This is a genomic window from Aquipseudomonas alcaligenes, assembly GCF_003205495.1.
In the GTDB taxonomy this organism is placed as follows: domain Bacteria; phylum Pseudomonadota; class Gammaproteobacteria; order Pseudomonadales; family Pseudomonadaceae; genus Aquipseudomonas; species Aquipseudomonas alcaligenes_B.
In genome coordinates this window covers 211,878-229,417 of record NZ_QJRX01000002.1, presented here as the reverse complement: position 1 = coordinate 229,417, position 17,540 = coordinate 211,878, and the positions used below count along the sequence as shown (strand labels likewise).

The window sequence follows — 17,540 nt, the reverse complement described above, 5'->3', positions numbered from 1 at the left end:
CCGCCGGGAGAGTCAGCGCTTCTTGTCCTTGCGCTTCTTCTCGGCCTTCTTGTGGTGGCTCATCAGGCGCTTCTTGCGGTTCACCTGGCGCTCGGTGAGCTTGTTCTTCTTGCCCTCGTAGGGGTTCTCGCCGCCCTTGTACTCGATGCGGATCGGCGTGCCGACCAGCTTGAGCACACGGCGGTAGGTGTTTTCCAGGTAGCGGGTGTAGGTCTTGGGTACCGAGTCGACCTGGTTGCCGTGGATCACGATCAGCGGCGGGTTGGCGCCGCCCAGGTGGGCGTAACGCAGCTTGATGCGACGGCCGTTGACGGTCGGTGGCTGGTGCTCCTGCACGCAGTCTTCGAGGATCTGCGTCAGGCGGTTGGTCGGCCAGCGGGTGACGGCAGCCTTGAAGGCGGTCTGCACCGACTTGTACAGGTGGCCGACGCCGGTGCCGTGCTTGGCGGAGATGAAGTGGATATCCGCCCAGTCGACGAACATCAGCCGGCGCTCCAGCTCGGTCTTCACGTAATCCTTCTCGCCCTGCTCCATGCCGTCCCACTTGTTCAGGGCGATGACCAGCGCGCGGCCGGTCTCCAGCACGAAGCCGAGCAGGTTGAGGTCGTGTTCGACCACGCCCTCGCGGGCGTCCATCACGAAGATCACCACGTTGGCGTCCTGGATGGCCTGCAGGGTCTTGACCACCGAGAACTTCTCGACGGCCTCGAAGATCTTGCCGCGGCGACGCACACCGGCGGTGTCGATCAGGGTGTACTTCTCGTCGTCGCGCTCGAAGGGGATATAGATGCTGTCGCGGGTGGTGCCGGCCTGGTCATAGACGATCACCCGCTCCTCGCCGAGCATGCGGTTGACCAGGGTCGACTTGCCCACGTTGGGGCGGCCGATGATGGCGATCTTGATGCCGTCCTTCTCGCTCGGACCGGGGATGCGCTTGGCCTCCTGGCCCTCGGCGACCACTTCCTCGGCGTCGCCCTCCTCGCCTTCGAGCGCCTCTTCACCAGCGTTGTCCTTGGGGAAGATGCCCAGCGCAGCTTCCAGCATTTGGCTGATGCCACGGCCATGGGCGGCGGCGATCGGCAGGGCGTCGCCCAGGCCCAGCGGGCTGAACTCGGCGCGGGCGATGTCCGGGTCGACGGTGTCGACCTTGTTGGCAATCAGGAAGCTGCGCTTGTTCCGCTTGCGCAGGTGCTCGGCGATCATCTGGTCGGCGGCGGTCATGCCGGCGCGCGAGTCGACCATGAACAGCACGGCATCGGCTTCCTCGATGGCCTGCAGCGACTGCTCGGCCATCTTCGCATCGATGCCTTCCTCGTCGCCGGAGATGCCGCCGGTATCGATGACGATATAGGTGCGCCCCTGCCACTTGGCCTCGCCGTACTGGCGATCGCGGGTCAGCCCCGCGTACTCGGCGACGATGGCGTCGCGGGTCTTGGTCAGGCGGTTGAACAGCGTCGACTTGCCGACATTGGGGCGGCCCACCAGGGCGATTACCGGAACCATCGGCTCCTCCTCAGAAAACACAAAGGCCGCTGCCGTCGAACGGCAGCGGCCGGGCTTTGCAACTCAGCTTAGCGGATGGTCAGGCCGACCAGCTTGCCGCTGTTGCCGTAGGCGTAGATCCAGTCGCCGATCACCAGCGGACGGGCACGCAGGCCGTCGCCGTCGATCTTCTTGCGGCCGACGAAGTGGCCGTCCACCTGGCTCAGCAGATGCAGGTAGCCTTCCAGGTCGCCGACCGCCACATAGCTGGAGAACACCTCCGGCGACGACAGCTGGCGACGCTGCAGGGCATCGTTGTTCCACAGGGCGGAATTGGAGCGCTCGTCGACTCCTTCCACGGCGCCGTTGGCCAGGCTCACGTAGACGGTACCGAAGCCCTGGGCCAGGCCCACGTAGCTGGAGGCATCGCGGTTCCACAGCGGGCGACCGCTCTCCACGTCGATGGCCGCCACCTTGCCCTGGTAGGTCACCACGTACAGGGTGCCGCCGGAGAGCAGCAGGTTGCCGTCGATGTCGACCACGCGCTCCAGTTCGGAACGGCCCTGCGGCACGGCCACGCGCTGCTCCCACACCGGGATGCCGCGGCTGGCGTCGAGAGCCAAGACCTTGCCGCTGGACAGGCCGGCGACCACCAGGCGGTTGGTCAGCACCGGGCTGCTGGTGCCACGCAGGGTCAGCACGGCCGGGCTGTTCTCGTAGATCCAGCGCTGCTCGCCGGTGCTGGCGTCGAGGGCGATCAGGCGGTCGTCCTGGGTCTGCACCGCGACGATGTCGCCATTGGTGGCCGGCGCCGACAGCACTTCGCTGGTGACGCGGGCACGCCACTTCTCCTCGCCATTGCTGGCGTCGAGAGCGACCACTTCACCTTTCAGGGTGCCGACCAGCACCAGGCCGTAGCCGGCGCCGACGCCGCCGGAGATCGGCAGGTCCAGGTCGACTTCCCAGAACTTGTCGCCGGTCAGGCGATCCAGGGCCACCACCTCGCCGTCCGCGGCGGCGGCGAACAGGCGCTCGCCGTCGGCGGCCGGGGTCAGCTGGTTGTACAGTTCGCCCTGGCCGTTACCGATGGAGCGGCTCCACTGGGCATCCAGGCGCACTTCTTCCTGGATGTCGGGCAGCTCGGCCGGCGGCAGTTCCTTCTTGCTGTTGCTGCTGCAACCCACGGCCATCACGGCCAGGGCCAGCACTGCGGCATTCTTCCAGCGCATCACGTCAGGCATCCCCTTTCGCCAGGTCGTCGAGTTTCATCTGCAGGCCGCCGACGGCGGCATCCTCGGCCAGGGCACCCTTGGCCTTCTGGTAGGCCGCGTGGGCCTCGTCGTGGCGACCGAGCTGCACCAGCAGGTCGCCCTTGAGTTCTTCGCGGCTGGCCAGCCAGGCCTTGCCGGCCTCGCCTTCGAGCAGCTTGAGGCCTTCCTCGGCCTTGCCCTGAGCGGCCAGCACGCGGGCCAGGCGCTGACGGGCCAGTTCGCCGAGGGTGGCGTCGGCAGGCTTGTCCACCAGCGGCTTGAGCTCGGCCACGGCATCGTCGAACTTGCCGCTGTCCACCGCCACCTTGGCGACGAACAGGCTGCCGTACTGGGCATAGCTGGAACCGGCGTAGTCCTGCTTGAGCTTGCCGGCCAGCTCGGCGACCTTGGCGACATCCGGCTCGCCGGAGGGCGTCAGGCTGCTCTCCAGCAGCTGCTGATAGAGCATGCCGGCGCCGTGCGCCTGGTTGGTCTGGTACTGCTGCCAGGCCTGCCAGCCGAATACCAGGGCCAGGGCCAGGGCACCACCGGTCAGCAGGGGCTTACCGTTGCGCTGCCACCAGTCCTTGATCTGCGCAATCTGTTCTTCTTCGGTCATGCTCACCCCGATAACTCCTTATTCGCTCTGTTCTCAGGCCTGCAGGCAGGCAGCGAGATGCTGCGCCAGCGCATCCCAGGCAATGTTCTGTTGTTCGGTATCGTCGCGCAGGGGTTTGCAACCTACCACGCGGGCGGCCAGTTCGTCCTCACCCAGGATCAGGGCGAAGCGCGCGCCGCTCTTGTCGGCCTTCTTGAACTGGCTCTTGAAGCTGCCACCACCGGCGTTGACCAGCAGGCGCAGGCCCGGGATGGCATCGCGCAGGCGTTCGGCCAGGCCCAGGCCGGCCAGCTCGGCTGCCTCGCCGAAGGCACACAGGTAGACGTCCGCCGGGCTGTGCAGCTCGGCCGGCAGCAGTTCCAGGGTCTCCAGCAGCAGCACCAGGCGCTCGACGCCCATGGCGAAGCCCACGCCCGGGGTCGGCTTGCCGCCCAGCTGGCTGACCAGGCCGTCGTAGCGGCCGCCGGCGCACACCGTACCTTGGGCGCCGAGCTTGTCGGTGACCCACTCGAACACGGTGCGGTTGTAGTAGTCGAGGCCGCGCACCAGCTTGTGGTTGATCTCGTAGCGGATGCCCACGGCATCCAGGCGCGCCTTGACACCTTCGAAGTGCAGGCGCGACTCCTCGTCGAGGTAGTCGGCCAGGGTCGGCGCATCGGCCAGCAGGGCCTGGGTCTGGGCGTTCTTGCTGTCGAGGATGCGCAGCGGGTTGGTGGTCAGACGGCGCTGGCTGTCCTCATCGAGCTGCGCGAAGCGCTCGTTGAGATAGGCCACCAGGGCGTCGCGATAGGCCGCGCGGGCCTCGCTGGAACCCAGGCTGTTGAGCTGCAGGGTCACCGCATCGGCCAGGCCGAGGCGCTGCCACAGGCGCCAGGTCAGCACGATCAGCTCGGCGTCGACGTCCGGGCCGGGCAGGTTGAAGGCTTCCACGCCGATCTGGTGGAACTGGCGGTAACGCCCCTTCTGCGGCTTCTCGTAGCGGAACATCGGGCCGGCGTACCACAGCTTCTGCACCTGACCACCGCCGGACAGGCCATGCTCGAGTACGGCGCGCACGCAGCCGGCGGTACCTTCCGGACGCAGGGTCAGCGACTCCTCGTTGCGATCGAGGAAGGTGTACATCTCCTTGTCCACCACGTCGGTGCCTTCGCCGATACCACGGGCGAACAGCTCGGTGAACTCGAGGATGGGCAGGCGGATTTCCTTGTAGCCGTAGCCGTCGAGCAGGCTGGCCAGGGTGCCTTCCAGATAGCGCCAGGCCGGGGTCTGCTCCGGCAGGATGTCGTTCATGCCACGGATGGCTTGCAGGGACTTGCTCACGAATATTCCTTGTCAGCCGCGGGCGATCACGGCCGCGTCGGCCTCGGCCTTCTCGGCCGCCTTGCGGCGGATCAGCTTCTCCAGCTCATCCACCAGATTGTCGTTGGTCAGCTTCGAGGCCGGGGCGCCGTCGATGTACACCAGGTTGTTCGGCGTGCCGCCGGTGAGGCCGATATGCGCCTCCTTGGCCTCGCCCGGGCCGTTGACCACGCAGCCGATCACGGCGACGTCGAGCGGCACCAGAAGGTCCTCGACCCGCTGCTCCAGCTCGTTCATGGTCTTGACCACGTCGAAGTTCTGCCGCGAGCAGCTCGGGCAGGCGATGAAGTTGATGCCGCGCGAGCGCAGGCGCAGGGACTTGAGGATGTCGTAACCGACCTTGATCTCCTCCACCGGATCGGCGGCCAGGGAGATGCGGATGGTGTCGCCGATGCCCTCGGCCAACAGCATGCCCAGGCCCACCGCCGACTTCACGGTGCCGGAACGCAGGCCACCGGCCTCGGTGATGCCCAGGTGCAGCGGCTGCTCGATCTGCTTGGCCAGCAGGCGATAGGCCGCGACGGCCATGAACACGTCGGAAGCCTTCACGCTGACCTTGAAGTCCGGGAAGTTCAGGCGGTCCAGATGCTCGACATGGCGCAGCGCGGATTCCACCAGCGCCTCGGGCGTCGGCTCGCCGTACTTCTTCTGCAGGTCCTTCTCCAGGGAGCCGGCGTTGACCCCGATGCGGATCGGGATGCCCTTGTCACGGGCGGCCTCGACCACCGCCCTGACCCGGTCCTCGCGGCCGATATTGCCCGGGTTGATGCGCAGGCAGTCGACGCCCAGCTCGGCCACGCGCAGGGCGATCTGGTAGTCGAAATGGATGTCGGCAACCAGCGGCACGCGCACCTGCTGCTTGATCCTGCCGAAGGCCTCGGCCGCCTCCATGGAGGGCACCGAGACGCGCACGATGTCGGCGCCGGCATCTTCCAGGCGACGGATCTGGCCGACGGTGGCCTCGACGTCACAGGTCTCGGTGTTGGTCATGCTCTGCACCGCGATCGGCGCATCGCCACCGACCGGTACCGAGCCGACCCAGATCTTGCGGGACGGGCGACGCTTGATGGGGGATTCGCAATGCATGGTCTGGCTCACTGCCCAAGCTTGAGGCGGGCGGTCTCGCCGTGGATGTGGGGGGCGACGTCGACCGCCTGGCCATTGACCAGTACCACGGCGCCACGGGCATAACCCAGGCGCAGCTCCAGCGGCGCCTTGCCGGCCAGCTCGACGCTGTCGCCGCGGCGCTTGAGGGCGCTGAGCAGGACCTTGCCATCGGCGTCGGTCAGCTGGGTCCAGCAATCGGCGGTGAACTGCAGGTTGACCAGGGCCTGGCCGGCTGCGGCAGTCACGGGGGCGGCAGGTGCCGGTGTGCTCGGCGCCTCGGCCGACGGAACAGGCTCGCTGACCGGGGCGGGCTCGACGGCTACCGGCGCGCTGGCCTGCGGGGCGCTCGGCGGCACCTCGGCGACCACTGGCGGTTGCACCTCACCCGGGGCGACCGGGGACGATTGGGTCGCTGCAGCGGCCGGCGTCTCGCCGGCCGGGGGCTGGTCGGCGGGGACCGGCGCTACCACCGGCGGCAGCTCGGCCAGCGGCACCTGGGCCTGCGCTTCGACCACGGCCTGGTCTTCCGGCTCGTCCAGCGGATGGATCTCGGTGGTACCGTCGGCGGCCTCGACCTCCACATGCTCGATGCTGCCGTTGGCGACTTCGCCACCCAGGCGGGCCGTCTCGCCCTGCCACCAGAAGAAGCCGACACCGGCCAGCGCGACCAAGGCTACCACGCTGAAGAACTTGACCAGGCTCTGCGACACCCGGGCCGGCTCCTCGATGCGCGCCAGGCTGGCGACACTGCTGCCACTGGCATCGGTGCCGGTGTACTGGTCGAACTCGCTGACCAGGCGGCTGGGATCCAGGCCCATCAGCTTGGCATAGGCACGCACGTAGCCACGGGCGAAGGTATGCCCGGGCAGCAGCTCGAAAGCACCGGCCTCGAGGTTGCGCAGCGCCTGCGCGGTCAGGTTCAGTTGCACGGCAACGTCGCCGAGCGCCAGGTTCTTGCTTTCGCGCACCTTGCGCAGCGTCTCGCCAGGGTTGACCCGGTGCGCGGCAACAACTTCAGGATGCGAGGCTTTCATCACTGCTCCGACAGGTATTGCTGATATTCCGGGGTACCCGGATAGAAACGCTTCAGCTGCAGGCCGAGGCTGGCCGCCTGGTCGCGGTCATCGAACACCTTGGCCAGGCGAATGCCCAGCAGCAGGCTCTGCGGCGTCTGCCGAGCCTGATCGCTAAAGTTCTTGTAATAGCCGCGCGCCGGTACGTACTGGCCATCCTCGAAAGACAGCTGGGCCATGTTCAGCAGGGCGATCGGGCGATTGCTGTTCATCCGCAGGGCCCGCTCGAAATACTGCTTGGCCTGCTCGCGCTGGCCCATCTGCAGGGAAGTCAGGCCGAGGTTCTCGAACACCCGCGAACGCTCCGGATAGAGGGTGTCCTGGGACGCGATGGTGAACTGCTCCAGGGCTTCCGGATAGCGCTTCTGCTCGTAGAGGAAGCCACCATAGTTGTTGTGCAGGCGTGCCTCGCCCTTGCTCAGGGAGATCGACTTGCGGAAATGCTGGTCGGCCAGCTTGGGCTCCATTTCCTGCTGGAACACCAGCCCCAGGATACCGTGCGCGTCGGCGCTGGAAGAGTCCAGTTCCAGGGCCTTCTTCAGCGGTTCCTTGGCCTTCTCGGTAGAGCCCTGCTGCAGGTGCCCGAGACCGAGCTGGATATAGGCATCGCGTGCCGCGTCCCGCCCCTGGTCGGACTTCAGCGGGTCCGTCTGCCCACCGATCCTGACACACCCTGCCAACAGGCAGACAAGAGACAGATAGAGCGCAGTGCGCAAGGTCATGGAGTTCCTCCCCTTCAATTTCGGTTGGCGGTGCGGGGCTCTTCGGCCTCGCTACCCAGCTGACGTACGGCAATATAACGCTCGCTGCGACGGGTGCGGTCCTGCACCTGGCCGACCAGCTGCCCGCAGGCGGCGTCGATGTCGTCACCACGGGTGGTGCGCACGGTGACGTTGAAGCCGGCCTTGTGCAACAGGTCCTGGAAGCGACGGATGGCGTTGTTGCTCGGCCGTTCGTAACCGGAGAAGGGGAAGGGATTAAACGGAATCAGATTGATCTTGCAAGGAAAATCCTTGAGAAGTGCGATCATCTGCGCAGCGTGTTCCGGCTGGTCGTTGACGTCCTTGAGCAAGGTGTACTCGACGGTCAGGTAGCGCTTCTCGCCCAGGCCGTCGATGTAGCGGCGGCAGGCCGGCAGCAGCACGTCCAACGGATATTTCTTGTTGAGCGGCACCAGCTGGTTGCGCAGCTCGTCGTTCGGTGCGTGCAGCGACAGGGCCAGGGACACGTCGGTGACGGTCGCCAGCTTGTCGATCATCGGCACCACGCCGGAGGTGGACAGGGTCACCTTGCGCTTGGAGATGCCGTAGCCGAGGTCGTCCATCATGATCTGCATGGCCGGCACGACATTGTCGAAATTCAGCAGGGGCTCGCCCATGCCCATCATCACCACGTTGGTGATGGCTCGGTCGATCTTGGCCGGTACGGTGCCGAAGGATTTGTTGGCGATCCACACCTGACCGATGATTTCCGCGGCAGTCAGGTCGCTGTTGAAGCCCTGCTTGCCGGTGGAACAGAAACTGCAATCCAGCGCACAGCCGGCCTGCGAGGACACACAGAGGGTGCCGCGGCCGCCTTGCGGGATGTACACGGTCTCGACGCAGCTGCCGGACGCCACGCGCACCACCCACTTGCGGGTGCCGTCGGCGGAGATGTCCTGGCTGACGATCTCGGGACCGCGAATCTCGGCGCAGGCCTTGAGCTTTTCGCGCAGGGCCTTGCCGAGATTGCTCATGGCGTCGAAATCTTCGACGCCGAAGTGGTGAATCCATTTCATGACCTGACCGGCGCGGAAGCGCTTTTCCCCGATGCTCTCGAAGAAGCTTTCCAGCTCGGGCTGGGTCAGCCCCAGCAGGTTGGTCTTGGCTACATCAGTCATGGATTCACCCTCGCTGGTTCGCGCTTAGCGAATGCGAGCGCACACCTCGGTGGCGGAGAAGAAGTAAGCGATCTCGCGAGCGGCGGAAGCCTCGGAGTCGGAACCGTGCACGGCGTTTTCGTCGATGGAAACGGCGAAATCAGCGCGGATGGTGCCCGGAGCGGCTTCTTTCGGGTTGGTGGCGCCCATCAGCTCACGGTTCTTGGCAACGGCGTTCTCGCCTTCCAGAACCTGGACGATGACCGGACCGGAGGTCATGAAGGCGACCAGATCCTTGAAGAAGCCACGCTCGCTGTGCTCGGCGTAGAAACCGGCAGCTTCGCGCTCGGACAGCTGGACCATCTTGGAAGCGACGACGCGCAGGCCGGCCTTCTCGAAACGGGTGGTGATTTCACCGATGACGTTCTTGGCAACGGCATCCGGCTTGATGATGGAGAAAGTACGTTGAACAGCCATTTGAAGCTCCAGAGTTAAAGCGAAAAATTAAACCCGCGAATTATACGCGGGTTAGGGGGAAATGCGTAGGGCCGCGCCCTGAGGCGATGCTGCGGCGCTCAGTCGAGCTCTTCGATCCAGGCCGCCTGAATGGCCTCCAGCACCTTCTCGCCGCCACGCTGCGGATCGTCGACGAAGTCCGGCAGGGCCAGCACCCAGCGATGCAGGTCGACGAAGTTGACGTAGCGCGGATCGACCTCCGGTTTACTCTCGGCCAGCTCGATGGCGATATCCAGCACATCGGTCCATTTCAGGCTCATGACGGCTCCTCGAATCAGTGCGGCACTTCGGCGGCGTGGTTGAGCGAGTATTTCGGGATCTCGACGGTCAGGTCCTCGGTCCCGACCTTGGCCTGGCAGGCCAGGCGCGATTGCGCCTCCAGGCCCCAGGCGCGATCGAGGAAGTCCTCTTCCAGCTCGTCCGCCTCTTCCAGCGAATCGAAGCCCTCGCGGATGATGCAGTGGCAGGTGGTGCAGGCGCAGACGCCGCCACAGGCACTTTCCATCTCGATGTGATTGGCATGCGCCAGCTCGAGAATGGACGTCCCCGGCTCGGCCTCGACGACCATGCCTTCGGGGCAGAATTTCTCGTGTGGCAGAAAAATGACCTGCGGCATCAGTTGTCCTCGATTTCGTTGAGCTTGCGCCCGGACAGCGCCGCCTTGACGGTGGCGTCCATGCGCCGGGCGGCAAAGGCATCGGTGATCTGCGCCAGGCGCTTGGCCTGCTGCTCGATAGCGTGGGTGTCGTTGCCGGCCGCCTGTTCGCGCAGCTCGTCCATGGCGGCGAGGATGGCGATGCGCTCTTCCTCGCTGAGCAGCCGCTCGCCATCGGCATCCAGCGCCGACTGCACGGCCTCGAGCAGGCGCTCGGCCTCGACCTGCTGCTCGCGCAGGGCGCGGGCGACCTTGTCCCCCCCGGCGTTCTGGAAGGAGTCCTGCAGCATGCGGGCGATCTCGCCGTCGGTCAGGCCATAGGACGGCTTGACCTGGATGCTCGCCTCCACGCCGGAGCCCAGCTCGCGGGCAGCGACGCTGAGCAGGCCATCGGCATCGACCTGGAAGGTCACGCGGATCTTCGCCGCACCGGCGACCATCGGCGGAATCCCGCGCAACTCGAAGCGCGCCAGCGAGCGGCAGTCCTTGACCAGCTCGCGCTCGCCCTGCAGGACGTGGATGACCATGGCGGTCTGGCCATCCTTGTAGGTGGTGAAGTCCTGGGCTCGCGCCACCGGGATGGTGGTGTTGCGCGGCACCACCTTCTCCATCAGCCCCCCCATGGTCTCCAGCCCCAGGGACAGCGGGATCACGTCGAGCAGCAGCAACTCGTCGCCGGCGCCACGCTGGTTGCCAGCCAGGGTATCGGCCTGGATGGCGGCGCCGATGGCAACCACTTGATCCGGGTCGATGTCGGTCAGCGGTGCGCGACCGAACAGCTCGCCCACCGCCGCGCGCACACGCGGCACCCGGGTGGAGCCGCCGACCATGACCACCGCCTCGACCTCTTCGAGCTCGATGCCAACATCGCGCACCGCGCGGCGACAGGCCTTGAGACTGCGTGCGATCAGCGGCTCGACCAGCGCCTCGAAACGGGCGCGACTCAGCTCGCCGGACCAGCCGCCATGACGCACCTTGACCGCAGCACTGCTCGTCAGGGCTTCCTTGGCGGCACAGGCGGCCTGCAACAGGCTGCGCTGCATGGAGGGATCGAGGTCACTGGACAGGCCGGCCTGCTCGATGATCCAGCCGGCGATGGCGTGGTCGAAGTCGTCGCCACCCAGGGCGCTGTCGCCGCCGGTGGCCAGAACCTCGAACACGCCACGGGTCAGGCGCAGGATGGAGATGTCGAAGGTACCGCCACCCAGGTCATAGATGGCCACCACCCCCTCGGCGCCCTTGTCCAGGCCATAGGCTACGGCGGCAGCGGTCGGCTCGTTGAGCAGGCGCAGCACATTGAGGCCGGCCAGGCGCGCAGCATCCTTGGTGGCCTGGCGCTGGGCATCGTCGAAATAGGCCGGCACCGTGATCACCGCACCAACCAGCTCGCCACCGAGGCTGGCCTCGGCACGCTGGCGCAGCACCTTGAGGATATCGGCGGAGACCTCCACCGGACTCTTGGCGCCCTGCACGGTGTCGATGAACGGCATGTGCGACTCGCCCTCGACGAAACGATAGGGCAGCTGGTCGCCAAGCTGCTTGATGTCCGCCACGCCACGCCCCATCAGGCGCTTGACCGACATCACGGTATTGAAGGGGTCCTGCGCGGCGGCGGCCTTGGCCGACTGGCCGACCTCGACCCGCTCGGCGTGGTAACGCACCGCCGACGGCAGAATCACCTGCCCCTCGGCGTCGGCCAATGGCGCGGCGAGACCGCTGCGCACGGCAGCGACCAGCGAGTTGGTGGTACCCAGGTCGATACCCACCGCCAGGCGGCGCTGGTGGGGTTGCGGGCTCTGCCCGGGCTCGGCGATCTGCAGTAGGGCCATGGTGTTCCGATCATCAGGCGTGCAGCACGGGCTGCAGCGCGGTTAGTCGTCGAGGCGCTCTTCGAGGTCGCGCACTTCGTGGGCCAGCTTGTCGAGGAACTGCATGCGCCGCACCAGGCGTTCCGCCTCGTCGCGGCGCGCGGCATCGTCCCAGCAGGCGGCGAAGCCCGCATCCAGCTCGTCCTGAGCCAGTTTCAGGCGCTTCTTGAACGCCGCCACGCCGGCCAGGTCGGCGCTGTCCTGCAGGTCCTCCAGCTCCTCGCGCCAGCGCATCTGCTGCAGGAGGAACTCGGGGTCCTGCACCGTCACTTCCAGCGGCAGCTCGCGGCCGCGCAGGGCCAGCAGATAGAGGGCGCGCCGCGGCGCACTCTTCAGGGTCTGGTAGGCCTCGTTGAGGCGCGCCGACTGCTCCAGCGCCAGGCGCTGCTCGCGCTCGCCGGCATCGGCGAAGCGATCCGGGTGCACGGCCTTGGCCAACTCGCGATAGCGCGCCGACAGCTGCGCCTGATCCAGGCGGAACGTCGGCTGCAGCTCGAATAGCGCGAAATGACAGGGACTGCCCACAACAACCCGCCTTAGACGTTGAAGCTCTCGCCGCAGCCGCATTCGCCGCGCACGTTGGGGTTGTTGAACTTGAAGCCTTCGTTGAGGCCCTCGCGGACGAAGTCCAGCTCGGTACCGTCGAGGTAGGTGAGGCTCTTCGGATCGATGATCACCTTGACGCCGAAGCTCTCGAACACCTGATCCTCGTTCGCCACCTCGTCGACGAACTCCAGCACATAGGCCAGGCCCGAACAGCCGGTGGTACGCACGCCGAGGCGGATACCCTCACCCTTGCCGCGCCCGTCGAGGGAACGCTGCACGTGGCGGGCGGCGGCTTCAGTCATGGTGATGGCCATAGCGACTCCTCGAAATCAGAGCAGACCTTTCTTCTGCTTGTAGTCACGCACGGCCGCCTTGATGGCGTCCTCGGCGAGCACGGAGCAGTGAATCTTCACCGGCGGCAGGGCCAGCTCCTCGGCCAGCTGGGTGTTCTTGATGGTTTCGGCTTCGTCCAGGGTCTTGCCCTTCATCCACTCGGTGGCGAGGGAGCTGGAGGCGATGGCCGAGCCGCAGCCGTAGGTCTTGAACTTGGCGTCTTCGATCACGCCCTGCTCGTTGACCTTGATCTGCAGGCGCATCACGTCGCCGCAGGCCGGGGCGCCGACCATGCCGGTACCGACATTGGGGTCCTCGGCGTCGAGCTTGCCGACGTTGCGCGGGTTCTCGTAGTGGTCGATGACCTTTTCACTGTATGCCATGCTGCAATTCCTCTCTCATCAGGTGCCGCTCTACAGGCGACTCGAAAATCAGTGTGCCTGCCATTCGACCTTGGAAAGGTCGACACCTTCTTTGAACATGTCCCACAGCGGCGACAGCTCGCGCAGCTTGTCGACGGCTTCGCGAATCTTCGACGCGGCATAGTCGACTTCTTCCTCGGTGGTGAAGCGGCCGAAGGTGAAGCGGATCGAGCTGTGTGCCAGTTCGTCGTTGCGACCCAGGGCGCGCAGCACGTAGGAGGGCTCCAGCGAAGCGGAGGTACAGGCGGAACCGGAGGAGACCGCCAGGTCCTTGAGCGCCATGATCAGCGACTCGCCTTCCACGTAGTTGAAGCTCAGATTCAGGTTGTGCGGCACGCGCTGGGTCAGGCTGCCGTTCACGTACAGCTCCTCCATGCCCTCGACCTGCTTGTAGAAGCGGTCGCGCAGGGCGAGGATGCGCTGGTTCTCCTGCGCCATCTCCTGCTTGGCGATATGGAAAGCCTCGCCCATGCCGACGATCTGGTGGGTGGCCAGGGTGCCGGAGCGCATGCCGCGCTCGTGGCCGCCGCCATGGATCATGGCTTCCAGACGCACGCGCGGCTTGCGACGCACATAAAGGGCGCCGATGCCCTTGGGGCCATAGGTCTTGTGCGCGGAGAAGGACATCAGGTCGACCTTCATCTTCTCCAGGTCGATCTCCACCTTGCCGGTGGACTGGGCGGCATCGACATGCAACAGCACGCCGCGCGAACGGGTCAGCTCGCCGATGGCGGCGATGTCGTTGATGGTGCCGATCTCGTTGTTGACGTGCATGACCGACACCAGGATGGTGTCCTCGCGCAGCGCCGCCTCGACCATGGCCGGGGTGATCAGGCCGTCTTCGCCCGGCTCGATGTAGGTCACCTCGAAGCCTTCGCGCTCCAATTGGCGGCAGGTGTCCAGCACCGCCTTGTGCTCGATCTTCGAGGTGATGATGTGCTTGCCCTTGCTGCCATAGAAGTGCGCGACACCCTTGATGCCCAGGTTGTCGGACTCGGTGGCGCCGGAGGTCCAGACGATCTCGCGCGGGTCGGCATTGACCAGCTCGGCGACCTGGCGACGGGCATTCTCCACCGCTTCCTCGGCCTTCCAGCCGAACACGTGGGAGCGCGATGCCGGGTTGCCAAAGTTGCCATCCACCAGCAGGCACTCGCTCATCTTCTGCGCCACGCGCGGGTCGACCGGAGTGGTGGCGGAGTAGTCGAGGTAAATCGGCAATCTCATCAGGTATCTCCTATATCAGGCAGGCGCCCTGCTCACTCGATGGCGGACGCTTCGATCTTGTCCAGCTGCGGCATCCTGCCGTTGCAGCGGCGCAGGTCCTGGCGCTGGGCGACTTCCTGCACTTCGCGCCGGGTCACCAGGTCAGCCAGGCTGATGCCGCTGAGGAATTCGTGAATCTGCTGACTGAGGTCGCACCACAGGTGGTGGGTCAGACAGGTATCGCCGGAGTGGCAATCGCCCATGCCCTGGCAGCGGGTCGCATCGACCGACTCGTTGACCGCATCGATGACCTGGGCCACCTGGATCACCCGCATGTCGCGCGACAACTGGTAACCACCACCCGGACCGCGCACGCTGCTGACCAGGTTGCCACGGCGCAGCTTGGCGAACAGCTGCTCCAGGTAAGACAGGGAAATGCCCTGCCGCTCGGAGATGTCGGCAAGCGACACAGGCCCGTTCTGCGCATGCAGCGCCAGATCGAGCATGGCTGTGACGGCGTAACGGCCTTTGGTGGTCAGACGCATGGCACTCGCACCACGGTTTAGCTGAGTTGCGGCAAGTATCGCCTTTTCCGACTATTTAGGTCAACTATAAGACCAATTAAAACAGTCGGGTATAGCGACAACTCGGGGCGCGAATGATAGCAGACTACGCGTTCTCAGGCAGCCGGCTTGTCGCCCTGCTCCTTGCACACGTCGGCGAAGTCCTCGTCGCGCAGTGCTGGCAGCTCCTTGGCACAGTAGTCGCTACCTAGCGCCTTGAGCGCCGAGCACATGCCCTCCAGGCGACCATCCACCGCATGCAGATGATCGAGCAGCTGACCGATGGCGCGCGCCACCGGGTCCGGCATGTCCTGGCTGACACCGTAGGCATCGAAGCCCAGCTTCTCGGCCATGGCCTGGCGCTTGGCCTCCTGCTCATCGTCGCTCTTGACGATGATCCGCCCCGGAATGCCGACCACGGTGGCCCCCGGCGGCACCGCCTTGGTCACCACCGCATTGGAGCCGACCTTGGCACCGGCACCGACGGTGAAGGGGCCGAGCACCTTGGCACCGGCACCGACCACCACGCCGTCTTCCAGGGTCGGATGGCGCTTGCCCTTGTTCCAGCTGGTGCCGCCCAGGGTCACGCCCTGGTAGAGGGTGACGTCGTCGCCGATCTCGGCGGTCTCGCCGATGACGATGCCCATGCCGTGATCGATGAAGAAGCGCCGACCGATCTTCGCCCCCGGATGGATCTCGATGCCGGTCAGCCAGCGCCCGAAGTTGGAGACCAGGCGCGCCAGCCACTTCCAGCCACGCACCCACAGGCCATGGGCGACCCGGTGCAGCCAGACGGCATGCAGGCCCGGGTAGCAGGTCACCACCTCGAAGGCGTTGCGCGCCGCCGGATCACGATGGAAAACACTCTGGATATCTTCGCGCACACGCTCAAACATCGTCTTTGCTCCGCTTGTGGGACTCGCCACGCACCGCCTTCTGGGTTTCCGTGAGGACGCCGCGCAGGATGTTCATTTCCAGCTTGCTGATACCGGCGCGCCCGTACAGGCGGCGCAGGCGGGACATCAGGTGGCGCGGATTGGCCGGATCGAGGAAGCCGATCTCCACCAGCGTACTCTCCAGATGGCCGTAGAACAGCTCCAGCTCATCGGTGGTGACCGGCTGAGTATTGAGCATCGCCGTGGTTTCCAGCTTGTTCATCTTGGTCGGCTGCCCCTGGGCGGCCAGCCAGGCCATGCGCACCTCGTAGGCCAGCACCTGCACCGCGGCCGCCAGATTCAGCGAGCTGAACTCCGGGTTGGACGGGATGTGCACATGGAACTGGCAGCGCTGCAGCTCCTCGTTGGTCAGGCCGGCGTACTCGCGACCGAACACCAGGGCCACCTCGCCCCCCATCTCGACATGCTGCAGCGAAGTGGTCGCGCATTCGCGCGGATCGAGCAGCGGCCAGGGAATGCGCCGATCGCGCGCACTGGTACCGAGTGCCACGCTGCAGCCCGCCAGGGCCTCCTCGAGGGTCTCGACCACCACGGCATTGTCGAGGATGTCGGTGGCACCGGAGGCACGCGCCACCGCCTCGCTGCTGGGGAAATCCTCGGGATCGACCAGCACCAGGCGCGACAGGCCCATATTCTTCATGGCCCGCGCGGCCCCACCGATGTTGCCGGGATGGCTGGTATTGACCAGCACCACGCGAATGTTCTGCAGCACCTGACAGCTCCAAGGAGAACGCAAAGGGCCATGAATGTTACAGAAGCCCCCGAGCCAATGCCATGCACCGCAACGAGCCGGCTGCACAGGAAAAGCTAGTCTGCTAGAATGGCCGGCTTTCTTCTTTAACGACCCAGGTGAACCTTCCATGCAGCCCATGCTGAATATCGCGCTGCGCGCTGCGCGCAGTGCCGGCGAACTGATCATCCGCTCCATCGAACGCCTGGACGTCATCTCGGTCAACGAGAAGGATGCCCACGACTACGTCAGCGAAGTCGACCGCGCCGCCGAGCAGACCATCATCCAGGCGCTGCAGAAGGCCTACCCGAACCACGGCTTCCTCGGCGAGGAAAGCGGTAGCATCGCCGGCAGCGGCGAAGGTGCCGACTACCAGTGGATCATCGATCCGCTGGACGGCACCACCAACTTCCTGCGCGGCGTCCCGCACTTCGCCGTCAGCATCGCCTGCAAGTACCGTGGCCGCCTGGAGCACGCCGTGGTCCTCGACCCGGTACGCCAGGAGGAATTCACCGCCAGCCGCGGCCGCGGCGCCGCGATCAACGGTCGCCGCCTGCGCGTGAGCAACCGCAAGAGTCTGGACGGCGCCCTGCTGGGCACCGGCTTCCCGTTCCGCGCCGAACAGGTGGACAACCTGGACAACTACCTGGGCATGTTCCGCAGCCTGGTCGGGCAGACCGCCGGCATCCGCCGTGCCGGCGCCGCCAGCCTGGACCTGGCCTACGTCGCCGCCGGTCGCTACGACGCCTTCTGGGAGTTCGGCCTGTCCGAGTGGGATATGGCCGCCGGCGCCCTGCTGATCCAGGAAGCGGGCGGCCTGGTCAGCGATTTCAGCGGCGGCCACGATTTCCTCGAGAAGGGTCAGATCGTCGCCGGCAACACCAAATGCTTCAAGGCCGTGCTCACCGCCATCCAGCCGCACCTGGCGCCCTCGATGAAACGCTGATCGCCAGCCAATAAAAAAACCGCCCCGAGGGGCGGTTTTTTTATTCTCGAACCG

General features: G+C 65.9%; 20 protein-coding genes. 1 reads left to right on the top strand and 19 read right to left on the bottom strand.

Annotation, left to right across the window (positions count from 1 at the left end):
• Window positions 1-12: 12 nt before the first annotated feature.
• The 19 genes from der to trmJ all read right to left on the bottom strand — a co-directional run bounded on the left by der (window position 13) and on the right by trmJ (window position 16,522).
• Window positions 13-1,503 carry a ribosome biogenesis GTPase Der gene (gene der, locus DMO17_RS03760; protein WP_110680977.1) on the bottom strand — a complete coding sequence of 497 codons (1,491 nt, stop codon included), beginning with the start codon at window positions 1,501-1,503 and terminating at the stop codon, window positions 13-15.
• A gap of 68 nt (window positions 1,504-1,571) precedes the next feature.
• Window positions 1,572-2,723, bottom strand: a complete 1,152-nt coding sequence (gene bamB, locus DMO17_RS03755; protein WP_110680976.1) for an outer membrane protein assembly factor BamB — start codon at window positions 2,721-2,723, stop codon at window positions 1,572-1,574.
• Window positions 2,716-3,351, bottom strand: coding sequence for a YfgM family protein (locus DMO17_RS03750; RefSeq protein ID WP_110681365.1), 636 nt, complete (start codon window positions 3,349-3,351; stop codon window positions 2,716-2,718). The genes bamB and DMO17_RS03750 overlap by 8 nt, the downstream gene beginning before the upstream one ends.
• A 33-nt stretch (window positions 3,352-3,384) precedes the next feature.
• Window positions 3,385-4,671, bottom strand: coding sequence for a histidine--tRNA ligase (gene hisS, locus DMO17_RS03745; protein ID WP_110680975.1), 1,287 nt, complete (start codon window positions 4,669-4,671; stop codon window positions 3,385-3,387).
• A 12-nt stretch (window positions 4,672-4,683) separates the two neighbouring features.
• A complete protein-coding gene (gene ispG / locus DMO17_RS03740; RefSeq protein ID WP_076580592.1) occupies window positions 4,684-5,796 on the bottom strand; it encodes a flavodoxin-dependent (E)-4-hydroxy-3-methylbut-2-enyl-diphosphate synthase in 1,113 nt (370 codons plus the stop codon).
• An 8-nt stretch (window positions 5,797-5,804) separates the two neighbouring features.
• Window positions 5,805-6,851 carry a RodZ domain-containing protein gene (locus tag DMO17_RS03735; protein ID WP_110680974.1) on the bottom strand — a complete coding sequence of 349 codons (1,047 nt, stop codon included), beginning with the start codon at window positions 6,849-6,851 and terminating at the stop codon, window positions 5,805-5,807.
• Entirely contained in the window at window positions 6,851-7,612 is a 762-nt protein-coding gene (gene pilW / locus DMO17_RS03730) for a type IV pilus biogenesis/stability protein PilW (protein ID WP_110680973.1), read from the bottom strand. The genes DMO17_RS03735 and pilW overlap by 1 nt, the downstream gene beginning before the upstream one ends.
• 14 nt (window positions 7,613-7,626) lie before the next feature.
• Window positions 7,627-8,769, bottom strand: coding sequence for a dual-specificity RNA methyltransferase RlmN (gene rlmN, locus DMO17_RS03725; protein ID WP_110680972.1), 1,143 nt, complete (start codon window positions 8,767-8,769; stop codon window positions 7,627-7,629).
• Window positions 8,770-8,793: 24 nt separating this feature from the next.
• Complete coding sequence (gene ndk / locus DMO17_RS03720; protein ID WP_110680971.1) at window positions 8,794-9,225, bottom strand: nucleoside-diphosphate kinase; 432 nt, start codon at window positions 9,223-9,225, stop codon at window positions 8,794-8,796.
• A gap of 98 nt (window positions 9,226-9,323) precedes the next feature.
• A complete protein-coding gene (gene iscX, locus DMO17_RS03715) occupies window positions 9,324-9,524 on the bottom strand; it encodes a Fe-S cluster assembly protein IscX (RefSeq protein ID WP_110680970.1) in 201 nt (66 codons plus the stop codon).
• Between the two features lie 14 nt (window positions 9,525-9,538).
• Window positions 9,539-9,880: an ISC system 2Fe-2S type ferredoxin gene (gene fdx, locus DMO17_RS03710; RefSeq protein ID WP_110680969.1), complete on the bottom strand. Its 342-nt coding sequence runs from the start codon at window positions 9,878-9,880 to the stop codon at window positions 9,539-9,541.
• Window positions 9,880-11,748 (bottom strand): Fe-S protein assembly chaperone HscA, encoded by a 1,869-nt coding sequence (hscA, locus tag DMO17_RS03705; protein ID WP_110680968.1) that lies wholly within the window; start codon window positions 11,746-11,748, stop codon window positions 9,880-9,882. The genes fdx and hscA overlap by 1 nt, the downstream gene beginning before the upstream one ends.
• 42 nt (window positions 11,749-11,790) lie before the next feature.
• Complete coding sequence (gene hscB / locus DMO17_RS03700) at window positions 11,791-12,312, bottom strand: co-chaperone HscB (RefSeq protein WP_110680967.1); 522 nt, start codon at window positions 12,310-12,312, stop codon at window positions 11,791-11,793.
• An 11-nt stretch (window positions 12,313-12,323) separates the two neighbouring features.
• A complete protein-coding gene (iscA, locus tag DMO17_RS03695) occupies window positions 12,324-12,647 on the bottom strand; it encodes an iron-sulfur cluster assembly protein IscA (RefSeq protein ID WP_110680966.1) in 324 nt (107 codons plus the stop codon).
• Window positions 12,648-12,662: 15 nt separating this feature from the next.
• Window positions 12,663-13,049 (bottom strand): Fe-S cluster assembly scaffold IscU, encoded by a 387-nt coding sequence (gene iscU, locus DMO17_RS03690; RefSeq protein WP_021700354.1) that lies wholly within the window; start codon window positions 13,047-13,049, stop codon window positions 12,663-12,665.
• Between the two features lie 48 nt (window positions 13,050-13,097).
• On the bottom strand, window positions 13,098-14,312 hold the full coding sequence (locus DMO17_RS03685; protein WP_110680965.1) for an IscS subfamily cysteine desulfurase: 1,215 nt from the start codon (window positions 14,310-14,312) through the stop codon (window positions 13,098-13,100).
• 32 nt (window positions 14,313-14,344) lie between these two features.
• Window positions 14,345-14,836, bottom strand: coding sequence for a Fe-S cluster assembly transcriptional regulator IscR (iscR, locus tag DMO17_RS03680; RefSeq protein WP_110680964.1), 492 nt, complete (start codon window positions 14,834-14,836; stop codon window positions 14,345-14,347).
• Between the two features lie 134 nt (window positions 14,837-14,970).
• Entirely contained in the window at window positions 14,971-15,750 is a 780-nt protein-coding gene (cysE, locus tag DMO17_RS03675; RefSeq protein ID WP_110680963.1) for a serine O-acetyltransferase, read from the bottom strand.
• On the bottom strand, window positions 15,743-16,522 hold the full coding sequence (gene trmJ, locus DMO17_RS03670) for a tRNA (cytosine(32)/uridine(32)-2'-O)-methyltransferase TrmJ (protein WP_181418726.1): 780 nt from the start codon (window positions 16,520-16,522) through the stop codon (window positions 15,743-15,745). The genes cysE and trmJ overlap by 8 nt, the downstream gene beginning before the upstream one ends.
• A 148-nt stretch (window positions 16,523-16,670) precedes the next feature.
• Here trmJ and suhB point away from each other — a divergent pair, with 148 nt between their 5' ends.
• On the top strand, window positions 16,671-17,486 hold the full coding sequence (gene suhB / locus DMO17_RS03665) for a type III secretion system regulator SuhB (protein WP_110680961.1): 816 nt from the start codon (window positions 16,671-16,673) through the stop codon (window positions 17,484-17,486).
• The last annotated feature ends 54 nt before the right edge of the window (window positions 17,487-17,540 follow it).